The sequence below is a fragment of the Nostoc sp. genome, assembly GCF_036917555.1.
Lineage (GTDB): Bacteria > Cyanobacteriota > Cyanobacteriia > Cyanobacteriales > Nostocaceae > Nostoc.
Genome location: NZ_JBALDD010000051.1, coordinates 57,239 through 73,367 on the forward strand (window position 1 = coordinate 57,239; position 16,129 = coordinate 73,367).

The 16,129-nt window shown below is 43.3% G+C and carries 10 protein-coding genes; 5 read left to right on the top strand and 5 right to left on the bottom strand.

The window, feature by feature from the left end:
• Positions 1-4: 4 nt before the first annotated feature.
• On the top strand, positions 5-187 hold the full coding sequence (locus V7K60_RS20190; RefSeq protein WP_334927698.1) for a hypothetical protein: 183 nt from the start codon (positions 5-7) through the stop codon (positions 185-187).
• 68 nt (positions 188-255) lie between these two features.
• A complete protein-coding gene (locus V7K60_RS20195) occupies positions 256-3,381 on the top strand; it encodes an efflux RND transporter permease subunit (protein ID WP_334927700.1) in 3,126 nt (1,041 codons plus the stop codon).
• A 310-nt stretch (positions 3,382-3,691) separates the two neighbouring features.
• Here V7K60_RS20195 and V7K60_RS20200 read toward each other — a convergent pair whose 3' ends face one another.
• On the bottom strand, positions 3,692-7,558 hold the full coding sequence (locus tag V7K60_RS20200; protein ID WP_334927702.1) for a beta strand repeat-containing protein: 3,867 nt from the start codon (positions 7,556-7,558) through the stop codon (positions 3,692-3,694).
• A gap of 797 nt (positions 7,559-8,355) precedes the next feature.
• On the opposite strand from V7K60_RS20200, the gene V7K60_RS20205 reads away from it, so the two are divergent.
• Positions 8,356-8,814 carry a M67 family metallopeptidase gene (locus tag V7K60_RS20205; RefSeq protein WP_334927704.1) on the top strand — a complete coding sequence of 153 codons (459 nt, stop codon included), beginning with the start codon at positions 8,356-8,358 and terminating at the stop codon, positions 8,812-8,814.
• 140 nt (positions 8,815-8,954) lie between these two features.
• Entirely contained in the window at positions 8,955-10,127 is a 1,173-nt protein-coding gene (gene moeB, locus V7K60_RS20210; RefSeq protein ID WP_334927706.1) for a molybdopterin-synthase adenylyltransferase MoeB, read from the top strand.
• 86 nt (positions 10,128-10,213) lie between these two features.
• Here the strand turns inward: moeB and ftsH4 are convergent, their stop codons facing one another.
• The 3 genes from ftsH4 to V7K60_RS35345 form a co-directional block, all read right to left on the bottom strand.
• Positions 10,214-12,079, bottom strand: coding sequence for an ATP-dependent zinc metalloprotease FtsH4 (gene ftsH4, locus V7K60_RS20215; RefSeq protein WP_334927708.1), 1,866 nt, complete (start codon positions 12,077-12,079; stop codon positions 10,214-10,216).
• Between the two features lie 559 nt (positions 12,080-12,638).
• On the bottom strand, positions 12,639-13,721 hold the full coding sequence (locus V7K60_RS20220) for a peptidoglycan-binding domain-containing protein (RefSeq protein ID WP_334927710.1): 1,083 nt from the start codon (positions 13,719-13,721) through the stop codon (positions 12,639-12,641).
• A gap of 172 nt (positions 13,722-13,893) precedes the next feature.
• Positions 13,894-14,106 carry a hypothetical protein gene (locus tag V7K60_RS35345; protein WP_442944432.1) on the bottom strand — a complete coding sequence of 71 codons (213 nt, stop codon included), beginning with the start codon at positions 14,104-14,106 and terminating at the stop codon, positions 13,894-13,896.
• Between the two features lie 274 nt (positions 14,107-14,380).
• Between V7K60_RS35345 and V7K60_RS20230 the strand changes: the two genes are divergently transcribed.
• Complete coding sequence (locus V7K60_RS20230) at positions 14,381-15,037, top strand: class I SAM-dependent methyltransferase (RefSeq protein ID WP_334927712.1); 657 nt, start codon at positions 14,381-14,383, stop codon at positions 15,035-15,037.
• A gap of 85 nt (positions 15,038-15,122) precedes the next feature.
• On the opposite strand, the gene V7K60_RS20235 is transcribed toward V7K60_RS20230, so the two are convergent.
• Positions 15,123-16,079, bottom strand: a complete 957-nt coding sequence (locus tag V7K60_RS20235; protein WP_334927713.1) for an aldo/keto reductase — start codon at positions 16,077-16,079, stop codon at positions 15,123-15,125.
• Positions 16,080-16,129: the final 50 nt, after the last annotated feature.

Here is a 16,129-nt window from a genome sequence, read left to right on the forward strand (position 1 = left end):
TATTGTGCGAGGACTATTTCTGTGTCAACCGAATCTTGACTTACTTCGCATTCAGGATGTTGGTTTGCAGGAAGTAGCAATCTTAAATTGGGCAGCAGCGAGCGATCGCATAATCCTCACTCATGACTGTGCAACGATGCCAGATTTCGCTTACGAGCGATTGTTAATTTGCCCTCATGAAATATAAACGCAAAACAATACAGACTGAGCAATTTTATTGCACATAATAACCACATTTCTGGGATAACAAAACCCATGAACCTTTCAGAACTCTTCATCCGTCGTCCAGTCATGACCACCTTGGTGATGATGGGTATCCTCATCTTCGGTCTGATGAGTTATGTACTATTACCCATCAGTGCGTTGCCCAACGTTGAATATCCTTTTATTTCTGTCTCTGCTAGTCTCCCTGGTGCCACCCCGGAAACAATGGCATCTTCAGTCGCCGCACCCCTAGAAAGACAGTTTACCGAAATTGCCGGACTAAATTCATTCAATTCTACCAGTTCAACTGGCAGCACTAACATCTCCCTACAATTTGACTTTAGCCGCAGAGTGGAAGATGCCGCAAAAGATGTGCAGGCAGCCATTTCAGCAGCAGCAGGACAACTGCCCGCCGGAATGCCTCACCCACCTACCTACCGCAAAGTTAACCCGTCTGTCTCACCGATTCTCTTCCTCTATATGTATTCTGAGACACAGCCAATCTCTACAGTAGATGAATACGCGGAGGTAACAGTTGGTCAGCCAATCTCGATGATTGATGGTGTTGCTCAGGTACAGGTCTTTGGTCAACAGCAATATGCAGTCCGCGTTCAGGTTGACCCGCGAGAGTTGGCATCTCGGGGAATTGGTCTAAATCAGGTGAAAACTGCCATTCAACAAGGAAATGTCAACTTACCAATAGGTAGTCTGTCTGGCACTTACAAAAGTTATACGATTCAGGCGAACGGTCAACTCACCGATGCTGCCAGCTATCGCCAGTTGATTGTAACTTACAAAAATGGTGCGCCAGTGCGCCTCCAGGATTTGGGGCAGGTGATTGACAGTGAACAAAACGTTAAAGTCTCGAATTTGTATAGCGATCGCCAGGTGACAAACCGCCATTCCGTTGTTCTCGCTGTACAGCCGCAGCCGGGAGCTAATACTGTAAATATTGTTGATGCCATCAATAAACTTTTACCTACACTCCGTGAACAAGTTCCCAAATCCATAAAGATGGGGATTATGTATGATCGCTCCCAAACAATCCGAGCTTCTGTCAATGATGTGAAATTTACCTTAGTTCTCTCGGTTTGTCTAGTTGTCTTGGTGATTTTCTTATTCTTGCGTGACATCACTGCTACCCTAATTCCCAGTTTGGCGCTACCTGTAGCGATCATTGGCACTTTTGCTGTCATGTATCTGTCGGGTTATTCCCTAGACAACCTTTCACTCATGGCGTTGACCCTCTCCGTGGGGTTTGTCGTGGATGATGCGATCGTGGTGTTAGAAAATATCGTCCGTTATCGGGAAATGGGCGAATCTCCGCTAAACGCGGCATTGAAGGGATCAAAAGAAATCAGCTTTACAATTTTGTCAATGACCCTCTCCCTAGTAGCGGTGTTCATCCCGATCATGTTTATGAGTGGAATAATCGGTAAATTATTTCATGAATTTGCCGTAACGATCGCTGTGGCAATTTTGGTTTCGGGTTTTGTTTCCCTCAGTCTCACTCCCATGTTGTGCAGTCGCTTTCTGGGTTCACATCAGCAAAGACCAAATCTGCTGTATCGAGTCTCAGAACGAGCATTTGATTTACTACTGCGGGGATATGATTTGACGCTCAAACCTGTCTTAAAATACCGCCTGATGACACTCATTGGTTCTGGCATTCTGCTGGTAATGACCGTCTATTTGTTCGTCATCGTTCCCAAAGGATTTATTCCAACCGAAGACACCGGACAACTAATGGGGAACACGAAAGCCGCGCAAGATATTTCTTTTGATGATATGCTGCGTCACCAGCAAACGGTTGTTGACATTATTCGTAAAGATCCCAACATTGAAGCAGTTGACTCAATTGTGGGTGCAAGTGGCCCGAACGGTTCAGTCAACGGTGGGCGAATTACGATTCGGCTCAAACCACGTTCTCAACGTAAACTGAGTGCTGACGAAATCATTCAAGAACTAACTCCCAAGTTGAGACGTACAACTGGGATTAAGACATTTCTCCGCTCTCCGTCAGCCATTCCCATCGGCGGTCAACAAACCAATTCTACTTATCAGTTCACGTTACAGAGCTTGAATTTGCAAGACTTGCGCCAATACGTTCCTAAACTTGTAGATAAAGTCAAAACCCTACCAGGACTCAGGGACGTTGACAGCGATTTACAACTTAGCACTCCCCAAATCCAAGTCCAAGTTGACCATAACAAAGCCGCAACCCTTGGGATTAGCGCCCAACAAGTTGAACAAACCCTTAGTGCTGCCTATGGTTCTAGCCAGGTTTCCACTATTTATACCCCAAATGACCAATTCTATGTAATCTTAGAAGTTAAACCGGAATTTCAGCGAGATATCACCGCCCTATCGATGCTCTATGTGCAATCGAGTACTGGGAAACTTGTTCCTTTGAATGCGATCGCTAATATCACTCAAAATGTCGGCCCTCTCACTGTCACTCACGTTGCTCAACTCCCCTCTGCAACTATCTCTTTTGACACCCTTCCAGGAACGTCTCTAAGTCAAGCTACTGATACCATCAAGCAAGCAGCCAGTGAGGTGCTACCCTCAACAATTACCACCAGCTTTCAGGGTTCAGCCCAAACCTTTCAACAGTCCTTCAATGATTTAGGCGTACTGTTGTTGGTGTCTATTTTAGTCATCTATCTGATTCTCGGTATCCTCTATGAGGATTTCATTCACCCAATCACCATTCTTTCCGGTCTACCTTCGGCGGGTTTTGGCGCATTACTGACGCTGCTGATTTTCCAGGTTGATTTAAATCTTTACTCTTTTATCGGCATTATCCTGCTAGTGGGTATCGTCAAGAAAAACGGCATTATGCTGGTGGATTTTGCCATTGAAGCCCAGCGAAAGGAAGGTAAAAATTCTTTTGATGCCATCTATACCGCTTGCTTGATTCGCTTCCGCCCGATTATGATGACGACGATGGCAGCTTTAATTGGCACGCTCCCCATTGCTTTGGGGACAGGAGTAGGTTCTGAAGCGCGTCGTCCTTTGGGGATTGCGATCGTTGGTGGATTGGTATTCTCTCAGATATTGACTCTCTATCTGACTCCAGTGTTTTACATTTACATGGAGACATGGCGGAAAAAGCTGAGTAGGCAAAATCAAAAAGCTAAAAAAAAGCATCTGCCAGCAGTTAAAAGTGAATGATAGTTTTTGGTAAAACCGAGCATGAGTAAAGCGATCGCTTTGCTCGACTTTATCTATTTTTTCCTTTGGGTGATCACAAAAGTACGCGATCACTAAAAAATGTCGGCGATTAAAATTACGAACGCAGACATAATCAAATTTAGCCAACAACACCTGCAAAGCATCCGCACCCATGTCGAAAGTTGAGAAACAAAACCCAACATCTACTTTATGTTAGAAGTAATTGCATTGAGCAATCGAATGTAAGGTGCTTTTTTTTGTAAGCACCTTGCAACCGTGTCGCTTAACGATCAGAGAATGCTAATTACGATTAAACTACTAGAAAGTTCTTTTCAGTTAGTGTTACACCACCAGATAGTTGTGCAAATTTTACCTGAGTAAATGTACCTGCACTGCCATCAAGGTCAAAATACAGCGCACCTGTAATATTGTCATAGATAAATCGTTGATTGCTTGTTGTTGCAGATGTTCCGATGGTAAACTGACTTGTCTTAAGTGAAGGTGTTGACAACCCGCCACCAAAACCATAAGTCGATACCTGGATCAGTTCATTAGTGGCGTTGAAGTCATAAATATTATCAACACCTTCATTGTAACTATTGAAAACAAAGGTATCAGTACCAGCTCCTCCAATTAGGCTATCATTACCATTGCCACCTGTGAGAGAGTCATTGCCATTGCCACCTGTGAGGATATTCTTACCAGAAGCGCCAAAAATGAAGATATAATCATTGCCGTCGCCCCCAGATAGCAGATTATTGCCTGTTGAAGCGCTAGCATTCAAGTAATCATTTCCTGCACCTCCGTTGAGGGTGTTATTACCAGACGAGCGAGAGTCGGAGTAGTCGTTGGAGTTGTAGCTGTAGTAGTTACCAGAAAGGTCAAGCTCATCATTGCCATCGCCCCCAGAAAGCAGGTTATCACCTGTTAAACCGCCAGCCCTCAAGCGATCGTCACCTGCACCTCCTTCTAGGGTGTTATTGCCTTCCGATCGGGAGTCCTTGGACTCACCGTAGTCGTAGCTGTAAGAGCCAATGAGGTAAAGAAAATCATTGCCATTGCCCCCAGAGAGCAGGTTATCGCCTTTTGAACCGTTAGCATTCAAGGTATCGTCGCCAGCACCTCCGTTGATGGTGTCATTCCCCAAGGAGCGAGAGTCGTAGGAGTAGCCGGGGAAGGGGTAACTGTAGTTGCCAGAGATGTCAAGAGAATCATTGCCATCACTTCCAAAGAGCAAGTTATCGTCTGTTGAACCGCTAGCAGTCAAGGTATCGTTACCCACACCTCCATTGAGGATATTTTTGCCTGTTGAACCGTTAGCATTTAAGCGATCGTCACCAGTATCGCCAATGAGAGTATTATTTCCCACACCGACAATGAGAGTATCATTTCCCACACCACCAATGAGGGTATTGTTACCAGTACCACCTCTCAAAAGATCGTTACCACTTTTGCCGTCGATGATGTCGTCACCCCCCTGACCATTAATGACATCATTGGAGTTGTCAAAACCCGTAATGTTATTGTCGAGGTCATTGAGGAAGGTGACAGTGTTCCTATTGAACAAGCTAGTTTGAGTGGAATTAAGATCAAACACATCAAGGCTGTCGCTGGTGCTGGTTTGTCCATCAAACAGGATATTGCCAATAGCTGGTCGTGAAGAATTTGCTGGCAGATTATCCAGGTTTTCTAACTTGAAGTTTTGCAGAATAACTTTGCTGTCATTACCGAAACCTTCAAAGGTAATTTCTAAGTTGTTACCATTTTGAGTTAATTGCAGATTTTCAGCAGTGAAACCTATAAATTGCAAAGTGTCTAAGGAGGCAATCACGGTTGCTGAAGGATTTGAACCTTTACCTAAGCCACCGAAATCGGTGATAATATCAGTGTTAGTGCCGTCATAGTAGCTGTCGCTCAAGATATAAACAAATTTATCATTGCCCGCGCCACCAGTTAGGATGTCGTCTGCACTCCCACCTGTCAAGATATCATTACCTACACCGCCAATAATCGTATCTTTGCCATAGTCACCGGAGAGAGTATCGTTCCCACTGTTCCCCAGAATGTAGTCGTCATAAGCAGTGCCTGAGATATTTAATCGTTCGATATTCTTGTAGTTAACCCAATTTGTGCCCGCCGTAATTGAGCCAATGTTAGTAGTAGCATTGAATGTCGAAGTGATCCCTACACCAGCATTATTGTAGCCCATGTACTCAACGGACAATACATCGTCACCTACTCCCCCATCGATTGTATCTTTGCCACTATAGCCTGTAGAGAGCGTATCATTTCCATTATTGCCAACAATATTGTCGTCGTAAGCTGTACCTGAGATATTTAATCGTTCGATATTCTTGTAGTTAACCTGATTTGTGCCCGCCGTAATTACTCCCTTGTTTGTAGTGGCATTGAATGTTGTTGTGATACCCTCTGTAGCATTGCTGTAGCTGTAATCAACGGATAACAAATCGTCACCTGCTCCCCCATCGATTGTATCTTTGCCACCATACCCCCCAGAGAGCGTATCATTCGCACTGCTTCCCACAATATTGTCATCATCGGCTGTACCTAAGATATTCAATCGTTCGATATTCTTGTAACTAACCCGAGATTTACCCGCCGTAATTTCTACCTTGTTTATAGTGGCATTGAATGTCGTTGAAATACCCGCTGTAGCGGATCTGTAATCAACAGATAACAAATCATCACCCTTACCCCCATCTACTGTTTGAATTGCTAAATCAGAAGGAGCAGTATTTGGGGATGTGGGGCTTAGATAGAAGGAATCATTGCCATCATCCCCAGAGAAGAAGTTATTTCCTGTTGAAAACTCAGCCTTTAAGGTATCGTCACCAGCACCACCATTAAGGGTGTTATTGCTTGAAGAAGGGTAATAAAACTCTCCACCGCTTGAGGGGATAACATAGCCAGAAAGGTCAAAAGAATCGTTGCCATCGCCCCCAGAAAGTAAGTTATTCCCTGTTGAACCGCGAGCATTTAAGGTATCGTCACCAGCGCCACCATTGAGGGTGTTATTGCCCTCTGAGCTAAAATTAGGCTCCCCTTTATAAGTTCTAATTCCAGAGGTAGAGAGAAAATCATTGCCATCGCCCCCAAAGAGTAAGTTATTCCCTGATGGAGACTCAGCATTTAAGGTATCATCACCAGCGCCACCATTGAGGGTGTTATTGCTTGAGGAGGGGTAATAGATGTATGGGCTGGCGCTGCTATAAACGTTAGAGGTGGAGAGAGAATCATCGCCATCGCCCCCAAAGAGTAAGTTATTCCCGGATGTTGCCCCAGCATCCAAGGTATCATCACCAACGCCACTGTTGAGGGTATTATCGCCTGTTGAAAATTCAACATCTAAGTAATCGTTACCAGTACCACCAACGAGGGAGTCATTGCCCGCACCACCAACGAGGGAGTGATTACCTGTGGAAGAGTCATTACCCGTACCGCCAATGAGAATATCATTCCCCACACCACCAATGAGGGAGTCATTGCCCGCACTACCTCTGAGTATGTCGTTCCCACTTAAGCCGTTAATGATGTCATCGCCGTCCTGACCATTGATGACATCATCTGAGTTGTCAAAGCCGTTAACATTATTATTGAGGTCGTTAAGAAAAGTGACTATATTCAAGTTGAAAATAGTCCTTTGGGTGGAGTTGGCATTGAAGACATCAAAACTATCTATGGTGCTAGTTTGTCCAGAAAACAGGATATTGCCCAAGTCTACAGTCGCCCCTGTAGATTTGCTCAGGTTTTCCAGGTTTTCCAAAGCAAAGTTTTGCAGGATAACTGGGGCATCAAAAAACCTCGTTATATAAGCATCACCTGCAAAGCTGATTTCCAGATTGTTGCCTTTTTGGGTCAACAACAAATTTTGGGCACTGATGCCATCGCCCTCGAATTCTAGGGTGTCCACTTCGGCTATGACTGCTGCTGTCGGCTTTGTCCCTTTACCTATGCCACCAAAATCGATGATGATAGCAGTATTGTTATAATCGAAGTTGGTGGAAACAAATTTATCATTGCCGCCTCCACCACTTAAGGTGTCTTTGCCACCGTTAGGATATATGGTATCGTTGCCTGCAAGACCCTTAATCGTATCCGCGTCATTATAAGTACCCTGTAGGGTATCATCACCGTTTGTTCCAATGATATCTGCCATAACTTTTACCTACCTGAATCGATTTTTTCAGTAACTTCAGTTGTCAATTTGCAGATTGTGCTGTTTAAGGGCGCAAAAATTCACCGAAATCTACATACTTTATGTCACCCTTGAGGAACAGTAAATTTCTCGAATATTCACCTTATTCCAAGGTTTTTACGTGTATACTCTTTTTAAGAGTCTCAAACTATCTAAGTCTTAAGCCAACTGTACAAATTAATTAGCGTGTGAATTTGCGATAACTGGTGATTTCAGGCTTTTTTATCATTCTTTTTGAGTAAAAATCACTCTTCCAAGTATCGAAAAGTTCAACTTCAATAAAATTCATCCTTCATATTTGATATTTGTTTTTTTGCGAGTGCTTAAGTCCTGCTAGAAGAGAAAATAATCAACAGTTGACTCTTAATCAGGAAAAAGATTTTGATGCCTTTTTTGTGGGCTGTTATCCGTGGGTGTCTAGCTTGAAAATAGAGAATATCTCAAGAGCCTCAAAATAACTACATAGTCAATATCATACTTAGGTGTCTATACTTAAATACTCATCTTTGCATACTCTTTACATTCCTTGCTGAAAAATGTATACACAAGTATTGAGCTTTGTATATTCTTCATATTCTACTGGGGTCTAGGCAATAAGAAAGTAGAAGCTAGTAGGCAAATGTTTGAAATAGTGATAAGAAATACATATTTTATTTTATAAAGGCTGCGATCGCCTGCGGTTTTTATTAGCCTACGCGTGTCAATATATTGTATTTAAGCAAGAATTGTTATAAGTTGCTAGAATTACAAACGCAGAGATGATCCAACTTAGCCAAGAACATTTGCAAACTATCCGCACCCATGGCGAAAGCACCTACCCAGATGAGTGCTGTGGTATAATTTTGGGCTATCTGGCTAATGAGGGCAAAACTGTGGTAGAAGTCATGCCAACAGAAAATGCTTGGAATACAGAAGCGGCGGCTGAGTTTCCAGGGGGACGTACAACAGAAAGCAAAAGACGGCAATATACGATCGCACCCGAAGTTCTGTTAAAAACACAAAGGGAAGCACGCGATCGCTCATTGAACATTATCGGGATTTTTCATTCTCATCCAGATCATCCTGCTATACCCTCAGAATGCGATCGCCTATACGCTTGGCAGGGATACTCGTATATAATAGTTTCCGTCCAAAACGGCAAAGCCGGAGAACTCAAAAGTTGGAGCCTTGATGATAGTCATCAGTTTCAAGCAGAGGAAATTGAAAATATAAAATAACTGGCTTAGTTTAAAGACAGTTACTCATCGCGGTTTTCGCCGCTATCACAGATGAAAATCCCTCTTTCCCACTCCTATCCCCATATAAGATCCAGTTTTTCGATAGGATTAATATTCCGCTTTCCCACATCATAACTGCTATGCTCAATCCCAATCTGGACGAAATCCAGTTGACCAAAGACGATTACGAACGCTACTCCCGACACCTGATTTTACCGGAAGTAGGGCTAGAAGGACAGAAGCGCCTGAAAGCCGCTAGTGTAATGTGTATCGGTACAGGTGGATTAGGTTCACCACTACTTTTATATTTGGCGGCAGCAGGTGTTGGACGCATCGGGATTGTCGATTTTGATATTGTCGATACTTCTAATCTCCAACGCCAAGTAATTCATGGGACATCCTGGGTGGGTAAACCCAAGATTGAATCGGCAAAAAACCGCATTCACGAGATTAACCCCTATTGTCAGGTTGATTTATACGAAACTCGTGTAAGTTCCGAAAATGCCCTGGAGCTTATTCAACCTTACGATATCGTAGTGGATGGTACTGATAACTTCCCCACCAGATATCTAGTTAACGACGCCTGCGTATTGCTAAATAAGCCAAACGTCTACGGTTCAATTTTACGCTTTGAAGGGCAAGCTACTGTATTTAATTACGAAGGTGGCCCGAATTATCGTGACCTTTTCCCAGAACCACCACCACCAGGAATGGTTCCTTCTTGTGCAGAAGGTGGCGTATTGGGAATTTTGCCAGGAATTATTGGTTTGATCCAGGCAACCGAAACTGTTAAAATCATTCTGGGACAAGGCAACACTCTCAGTGGGCGATTACTACTATACAACGCCTTGGATATGAAATTTCGGGAGTTAAAGCTGCGTCCGAACCCGATTCGCCCAGTGATTGAAAAGCTGATAGACTACGAAGAATTCTGCGGGATTCCACAAGCTAAGGCAGAGGAGGCAAAACAGCAGATGGAAAGTCAAGAAATGACCGTCAAGGATTTGAAAGAGTTGCTGGATAGCGGTGCGAAGGATTTTGTACTGCTGGATGTCCGCAACCCCCATGAGTACGACATTGCCAAGATTCCAGGTTCAGTGTTGGTGCCCTTACCAGACATTGAAAATGGGAATGGCGTTGCTAAGGTGAAGGAAATATTAAACGGTCATCGTTTAATTGCTCATTGTAAGATGGGCGGGCGATCGGCAAAAGCCCTCGCTATCCTCAAGGAAGCTGGGATTGTGGGGACGAATGTCAAAGGCGGAATTACCGCTTGGAGTAAAGAAATCGATCCTTCAGTTCCAGAGTATTAAAAACGCAAAGTAACGCAGAGGTTTAACGCAGAGGAACGCAAAGTTATTCTCTGCGTTCCTCTGAGTTTAAAACTTGACTTTCTTAATTACGAATTAGCTACGGGTTTCACTTGACTCAACAAACTGTGCAGTTTTTCGCCTTCAATGACCTCTGTTTCTAAGAGTTGAGTAGCGATCGCTTCTAGCAAGTCTCGATTCTGTCTGAGAATCTCTAGGGCTTGTTCGTGGGCTGTTTCCACGATTTCCTTGACTTCGCTATCAATGGCTTTGGATGTGTCTTCACTTACCGCCCGCCGGGGATTAGTAGCACCATTACCCAGGAATGCAGCTTGTTGTCCTTGTTGATAAGCCAATGGCCCTAAGACTTTACTCATACCATAGGCTGTTACCATCCGTTCTGCCAAGTCAGTTGCTCGTTGCAAATCGTTGGAAGCACCTGTGGTAATACTGTTAAACACAATCTCTTCAGCGGAACGTCCACCCAACAGAGTCGCAATCTGACCCCGCAATTCTGCTTCATTCATCAAAAAGCGGTCTTCAGTTGGTAATTGCAGAGTGTAGCCCAAAGCAGCCATTCCACGAGGAATAATCGAAATCTTTTCTACACGACCGTTTCCTGTTGTCAGCGCCCCCACCATTGCATGACCAACTTCATGGTATGCAACAATCTTTTTCTCAGTCTCGTTCATCACGCGACTCTTCTTCTCTAAACCAGCGACTACTCGCTCAATTGCTTCGGCAAAGTCTTCTTGAGCAACCCTTTCACGCAGATTGCGTGCTGCCAATAATGCAGCTTCGTTCACCAAGTTTGCCAAATCTGCACCAGCAAAACCAGGGGTACGAGTAGCGATCGCTCTTAAATCTACATCATCTCCTAATTTTACCTTTTGAGCGTGAATCTTGAGAATTGCCTCACGATCAGATAAATCGGGACGGTCTACCAACACTTGTCGGTCAAAGCGGCCTGGACGCAGCAATGCAGGATCTAATACTTCGGGGCGGTTGGTCGCTGCTAGTACAATCACTGTTGCATCCCCAGCCGCAAATCCATCCATCTCAGTTAGTAACTGGTTGAGGGTTTGTTCGCGCTCATCGTTACCACCGTAGAAGCCGTTACTGCTACGAGACTTACCAATTGCATCTAATTCATCAATGAATACAATACAGGGAGCTTGTTTTTTGGCTTGTTCAAACAAATCCCGGACTCTGGAAGAACCTACACCGACGAACAATTCGACAAACTCCGAACCAGAGATACTGAAGAATGGAACTCCTGCTTCTCCTGCTACGGCTTTCGCTAAAAGTGTCTTACCAGTACCTGGAGGGCCAACTAACAGCACGCCTTTGGGAATCCTAGCGCCAATTTGCGTAAACCGTGCCGGAGTCTTGAGGAAATCTACAATTTCCACTAACTCGGTTTTCGCTTCTTCTACCCCGGCCACATCTGCAAAGGTGATTTTCGCAGATTCGCCTTCAACGTAAACCTTAGCTTTGCTCTTACCAATGGAAAGCGCACCTTGGGGCCCACCGCCACCGCCACGAGCGAGAAAGAACTGCCAAATACCAATAAAAATCAGTGGTGGAATTACCCAACTCAAGAGGGTTGTAAACCAAGTATTCTTGGGTGGCGGTGTAGCAGCGAACTCAACTCCCTTTTCTTCTAAAAGTTTGGGTAACTCTAAATCAAAGATTGGTGTCGTTGCAAACACTTGAGCCGGCTCGGCATTTTCTGGTTTTAATTGGTAGATAATCTGGTTTTGACCAACGGAAACGCGGCTGACTTCCCCTTCCTGTACTTGATGAATAAATAGGCTATAAGGAACACCAGTAGGGCCAGAAGCAAATAAACCAGGCAAAAATAAATTTAAGAGCAGGAATAGCCCTGATACTGCCAGTAATATATTAGCAACGATCCGAAACCGAGGTGACTTAGGCTGTTCTTTAATTGCCATAGATTTTACCAATCCTTAATAGTGAAAACTAACTTGAAAATTGGGCATAGGGCATTGGGCATTGGTTTTCCCCTGCTTCCTTATTTCCCTTAACGCTTTGAGAAACTTGATTAAAGACTGGTCAAAAATGCTGGTATATTCGCCCAATCTGAGCAATATCTACGACGGGCTGTAAGGCTCATGATGCTCATTAGTCCTTGCATCTCTCTTTGGGAGAAGACTCGCTAACGGTAACGCAAAGTTGTTCAGCTTGTCTCGATCTTCAAATATACTACCGCTTCTCATAATTTCTCCCTTTTAGCAATGTATGCAGCATTTTTTTACTTATTTATGTAACTAAACTTAACAATTTAATTAATCTTTGTGAACTAATGAGCAAATACGGTTTACCGTACTCAAAGAATATGCAGAGATTGGGAGACGCAAATAAAAATCCCCCATGAAGAGTTATTCTGGAGCCTTGACGGAGATTTCCTTGCTCCACTCCTAAATTCTTCTTCAATAATTTCACTTTGAACTTTGGAACTGCATTCTCCATATATGCGGTTCCTTCGATCTATTAATGTCCATCATTAGACCAGTGGGGGCGATCGCTAGATAATTTAATCACACCATAAGAACGGCCAACCTGCCATAAAGTAGGATTTTCATAACTCGTTTGTGGCTGATTAATACTAACTATAGTTCCACTAGCGTTTTTGATATTTAAGGTTCCTGACCAAGTAATTTCCCAATCGATTGCTAATCTTTGGGTATGACGAGAGGTAAGAACAGGTCGAAAAGCAATATTATAAGCAGACACCATTTCTTTAGCAGCTTGGACAGAGCCAGCATTGGTGTAATGTAGCCAATTAATATCTACATTAGGCATAGGTGGAACATCTTTGGCAGCAATTTCATTATTACTAATACAGAAAGCATAGTGCATTAAATAAGCTCGTTCTGATGGGCGAAATACTGAAGAGATATCGATATTAGCTCCAGCATTTTTTAAGGCTTGCTCAAAAGCTTGTACTTTTTGACGGAAGGGAGAAGCTAAATCATCAATTAAGTCACTGTCTGGGAAAAAAATAACCCAAGCTTTTCCACTCAGTCGTTGTCTTAATTTTTTGGCGTATTCAGTTATGTTGTCTAAAGCCAACTCCAAATCAATGCCAAGCTTGGTTTTTGTTGTATTAGAAAGCTGTTGAGCTAACTCGGCTCGAAAATTGATGTCTCTTATTTTATAAGTTTCAGCTAGTCCTTTTGTACTGTTGGGGCCAAAGTCCCCATCAGCTACTAACGGCGGATTCAAACGACCGATCGCTGTTAAACTTTTTTGTAAGTCTTTGACCTCATTCTCTCCAAAGTTAAGATAGGTTAATAATTTTTCTCCGGCATTGGTATAAATAGCGAAATAAATTGCAAAACCTTGTTCTAGTGCTTTTTTATAAGTAGCAGTATCGACAATTCCCGTTACTGTTAAAGCATTACTAATCTGATAATCACGAGTTGCTTGAGCTGTAATATTCCCAAAATCCCCATCAACGGCAGCAATAGGGAAGTCATAATCTAAAAGAAATTTTTGCCAAGCAGTTACAATCGGCCCTTCGGATTTTTTCTGGAGAGTAGGAAGTTGCAAAGCTTGAAGTTTAAAGCTCATAGTTTTTCTTGAATGGAATAATTGTTTTTAACTGATTTTTATGTCACTATTCGTTGTACAATTTCAGTCACGTCCGTTGTCAAATTTGGTATCTTGTACTTCATTAGAGCGATTGGAGTCCAATAAACGCTGTCTTGCAAAACCACTTTGGATTATAACATCTGCAGTGATGCTAGCCTTTCTCAGGGATACTTAAAATAGGAACAGCGATATCTTTAACTTGTTGGCAAATGGGGTCAGAAACTTTCTGGAGGTCAGCCACAGCGAATTGCGTAGGCGAGCGTTTACCGCAGGTATTGCCCATGCTATTGTCAAAGATCCGCCAATTTTGATTTGAGATGAGGATATTTCTGCGGTAAATAATGAAACCAAAGCGGCTATTCAAAAATCTCTGGCTATGATTACCCAAAATTGTACAACCATAGCGTAGGCAAAGCCCGCCGTAGGCATCGCTGATCCCTCTATATATAGACGCCTCAAACCTTTTGGCTTTTCTGTGATATCTTGCGGTCAGTCGCTACGCGTAATACATTAATTAAATTCATCCTATCAGGTGAGTCTAATGGGTGAGGTATAAGAAACACGAAGTATTGTACCTTGAGGCTATAAATGGTTGTTTTGCAAACCAATTTATCGGCTCAAAAATTAGGATGTAGATAATGACTGTAAACCAAATTATTGGAGATTCAAAAAATCAGATTTTTGCCAATTTTGGGAAACGTTTTTTTGCTTGGATGATGGCTCCAAGTAACAGCAAATATGATAAAATTGTCAGCGATCGCAAACGTTCTCTTTTTGCTAATCTCCAAGGTAAAGTGTTAGAACTTGACCCCGGAACAGGCGCTAACTTACCCTACTATCCTAAAGATATCCACTGGATAGGAATCGAGCCAAATTCACAGACGCATTCCTCTCTTCAAAAACAAGCAGAAAAACTGGGTTTAAATATCGACCTCCGCATTGGTAATGCTGAATGGTTAGATGCCGAAGATAACAGCATAGATACTGTTGTTAGTATATTGGTTTTGTCCTCAGTGCCAAATATAGATTATACATTGCAGGCAATTTTAAGAGTACTTAAACCAGGTGGACGCTTCTTGTTTATTGAACATATTGCCGCACCTCAAGGAAATTTATTGCGACAACTACAAAACACAATTAGTCTGATTTGGAAAGTGATAGGTGATGGTTGTCATCCAGATAGAGAAACTTGGATAGCATTAGGAAAAGCTGATTTTAGTAGCATCACTTATGAGCGATTTGATGCACAATTGCCAATTGTTAGTCCTTATATTATCGGCATAGCGACAAAGTGAAATAACTTTTAGGGGTTGCTGAATAAAAGTATGAATAAACCCCACGGCTTTAGCGAGGGGTTTGTGAGGTTTTCCACCAGAGATTTTATGGATTCTCGCGCAGGAAAGTGTCAATATCGTTTAGTTCCTGCTGATTGAGGCGAAAGTCTCCAGCACCAATGATTCCTTCCACCTGCTTAGGATTGCGTCCGCCAACAATCGCCGCAGTCACCGCCGGATTATTTAAAGTCCAAGTGATCGCAACCTCACCTGGTGAGCGATCGTATTGTTTACCAATGTGTTGCAACACCTCAACTAACTTCAGGTTACGAGATAGACGTGGCTCTTGAAACTCACTGTTGTTTTTGCGCCAATCATTATCTGGGAAATTGGCAACCCGCTCAGGTGTCATCTTTCCTGTAAGCAAACCAGATTGCATAGGTGAATAAACAATCACACCTATGTTGTTTTCCTTACAAAAAGGCAGAATCTCCTTTTCGACATCGCGCTTCACCAGCGAATAAGGCGGTTGCAATGAAGTGACTGGTGCAATCTCCTGGATACGTTTCAACTGTTCTACATTGAAGTTTGAAACCCCGATATTGCGAACCTTGCCCTCATCCTTGAGCTTGGCGAGAGTCGTCCAGCCTTCTTCAACTTCTGAGTCAGGGTTGGGCCAGTGGATCTGGTAGAGGTCAATGGTTTCAATGTCGAGTCGGCGCAGACTAGCTTCAACCTCCCGCCGCACAGAATCCGCCTTCAGGCTGTGACCAATTTCGCCCTTTTCATCCCAGATTAGTGAACATTTAGTGAAAATGTAGGGGCGATTAGATCGACCTTTGAGCGCCTTAGCAACAACCTCCTCCGAATGCCCCAGACCATAGACAGCTGCGGTGTCAATCCAATTAACGCCGAGGTCAAGAGCGCGATTGATCGCTGCGATCGATTCCTGGTCATTTTGCTCTCCCCAGCCAAAAGCCCATCCACCTCCACCAATCGCCCAGGCTCCAAAGCCGATTGGGGTAATGTTAAGCTCTGAATTGCCAAGCTGTTTGGTTTGCATATCTACTTTCTTCAAGAATTTTTGAGTCAATTGCTACTTTAGGCTGCAAA

Excerpts from the sequence above, each read along its gene's own strand:
- ftsH4 (WP_334927708.1), bottom strand. The coding sequence starts at position 12,079 with ATGGCAATTAAAGAACAGCCTAAGTCACCTCGGTTTCGGATCGTTGCT.
- V7K60_RS20235 (WP_334927713.1), bottom strand. The coding sequence starts at position 16,079 with ATGCAAACCAAACAGCTTGGCAATTCAGAGCTTAACATTACCCCAATC.
- V7K60_RS20220 (WP_334927710.1), bottom strand. The coding sequence starts at position 13,721 with ATGAGCTTTAAACTTCAAGCTTTGCAACTTCCTACTCTCCAGAAAAAA.
- V7K60_RS20205 (WP_334927704.1), top strand. The coding sequence starts at position 8,356 with ATGATCCAACTTAGCCAAGAACATTTGCAAACTATCCGCACCCATGGC.
- V7K60_RS20195 (WP_334927700.1), top strand. The coding sequence starts at position 256 with ATGAACCTTTCAGAACTCTTCATCCGTCGTCCAGTCATGACCACCTTG.
- V7K60_RS20230 (WP_334927712.1), top strand. The coding sequence starts at position 14,381 with ATGACTGTAAACCAAATTATTGGAGATTCAAAAAATCAGATTTTTGCC.
- moeB (WP_334927706.1), top strand. The coding sequence starts at position 8,955 with ATGCTCAATCCCAATCTGGACGAAATCCAGTTGACCAAAGACGATTAC.
- V7K60_RS20200 (WP_334927702.1), bottom strand. The coding sequence starts at position 7,558 with ATGGCAGATATCATTGGAACAAACGGTGATGATACCCTACAGGGTACT.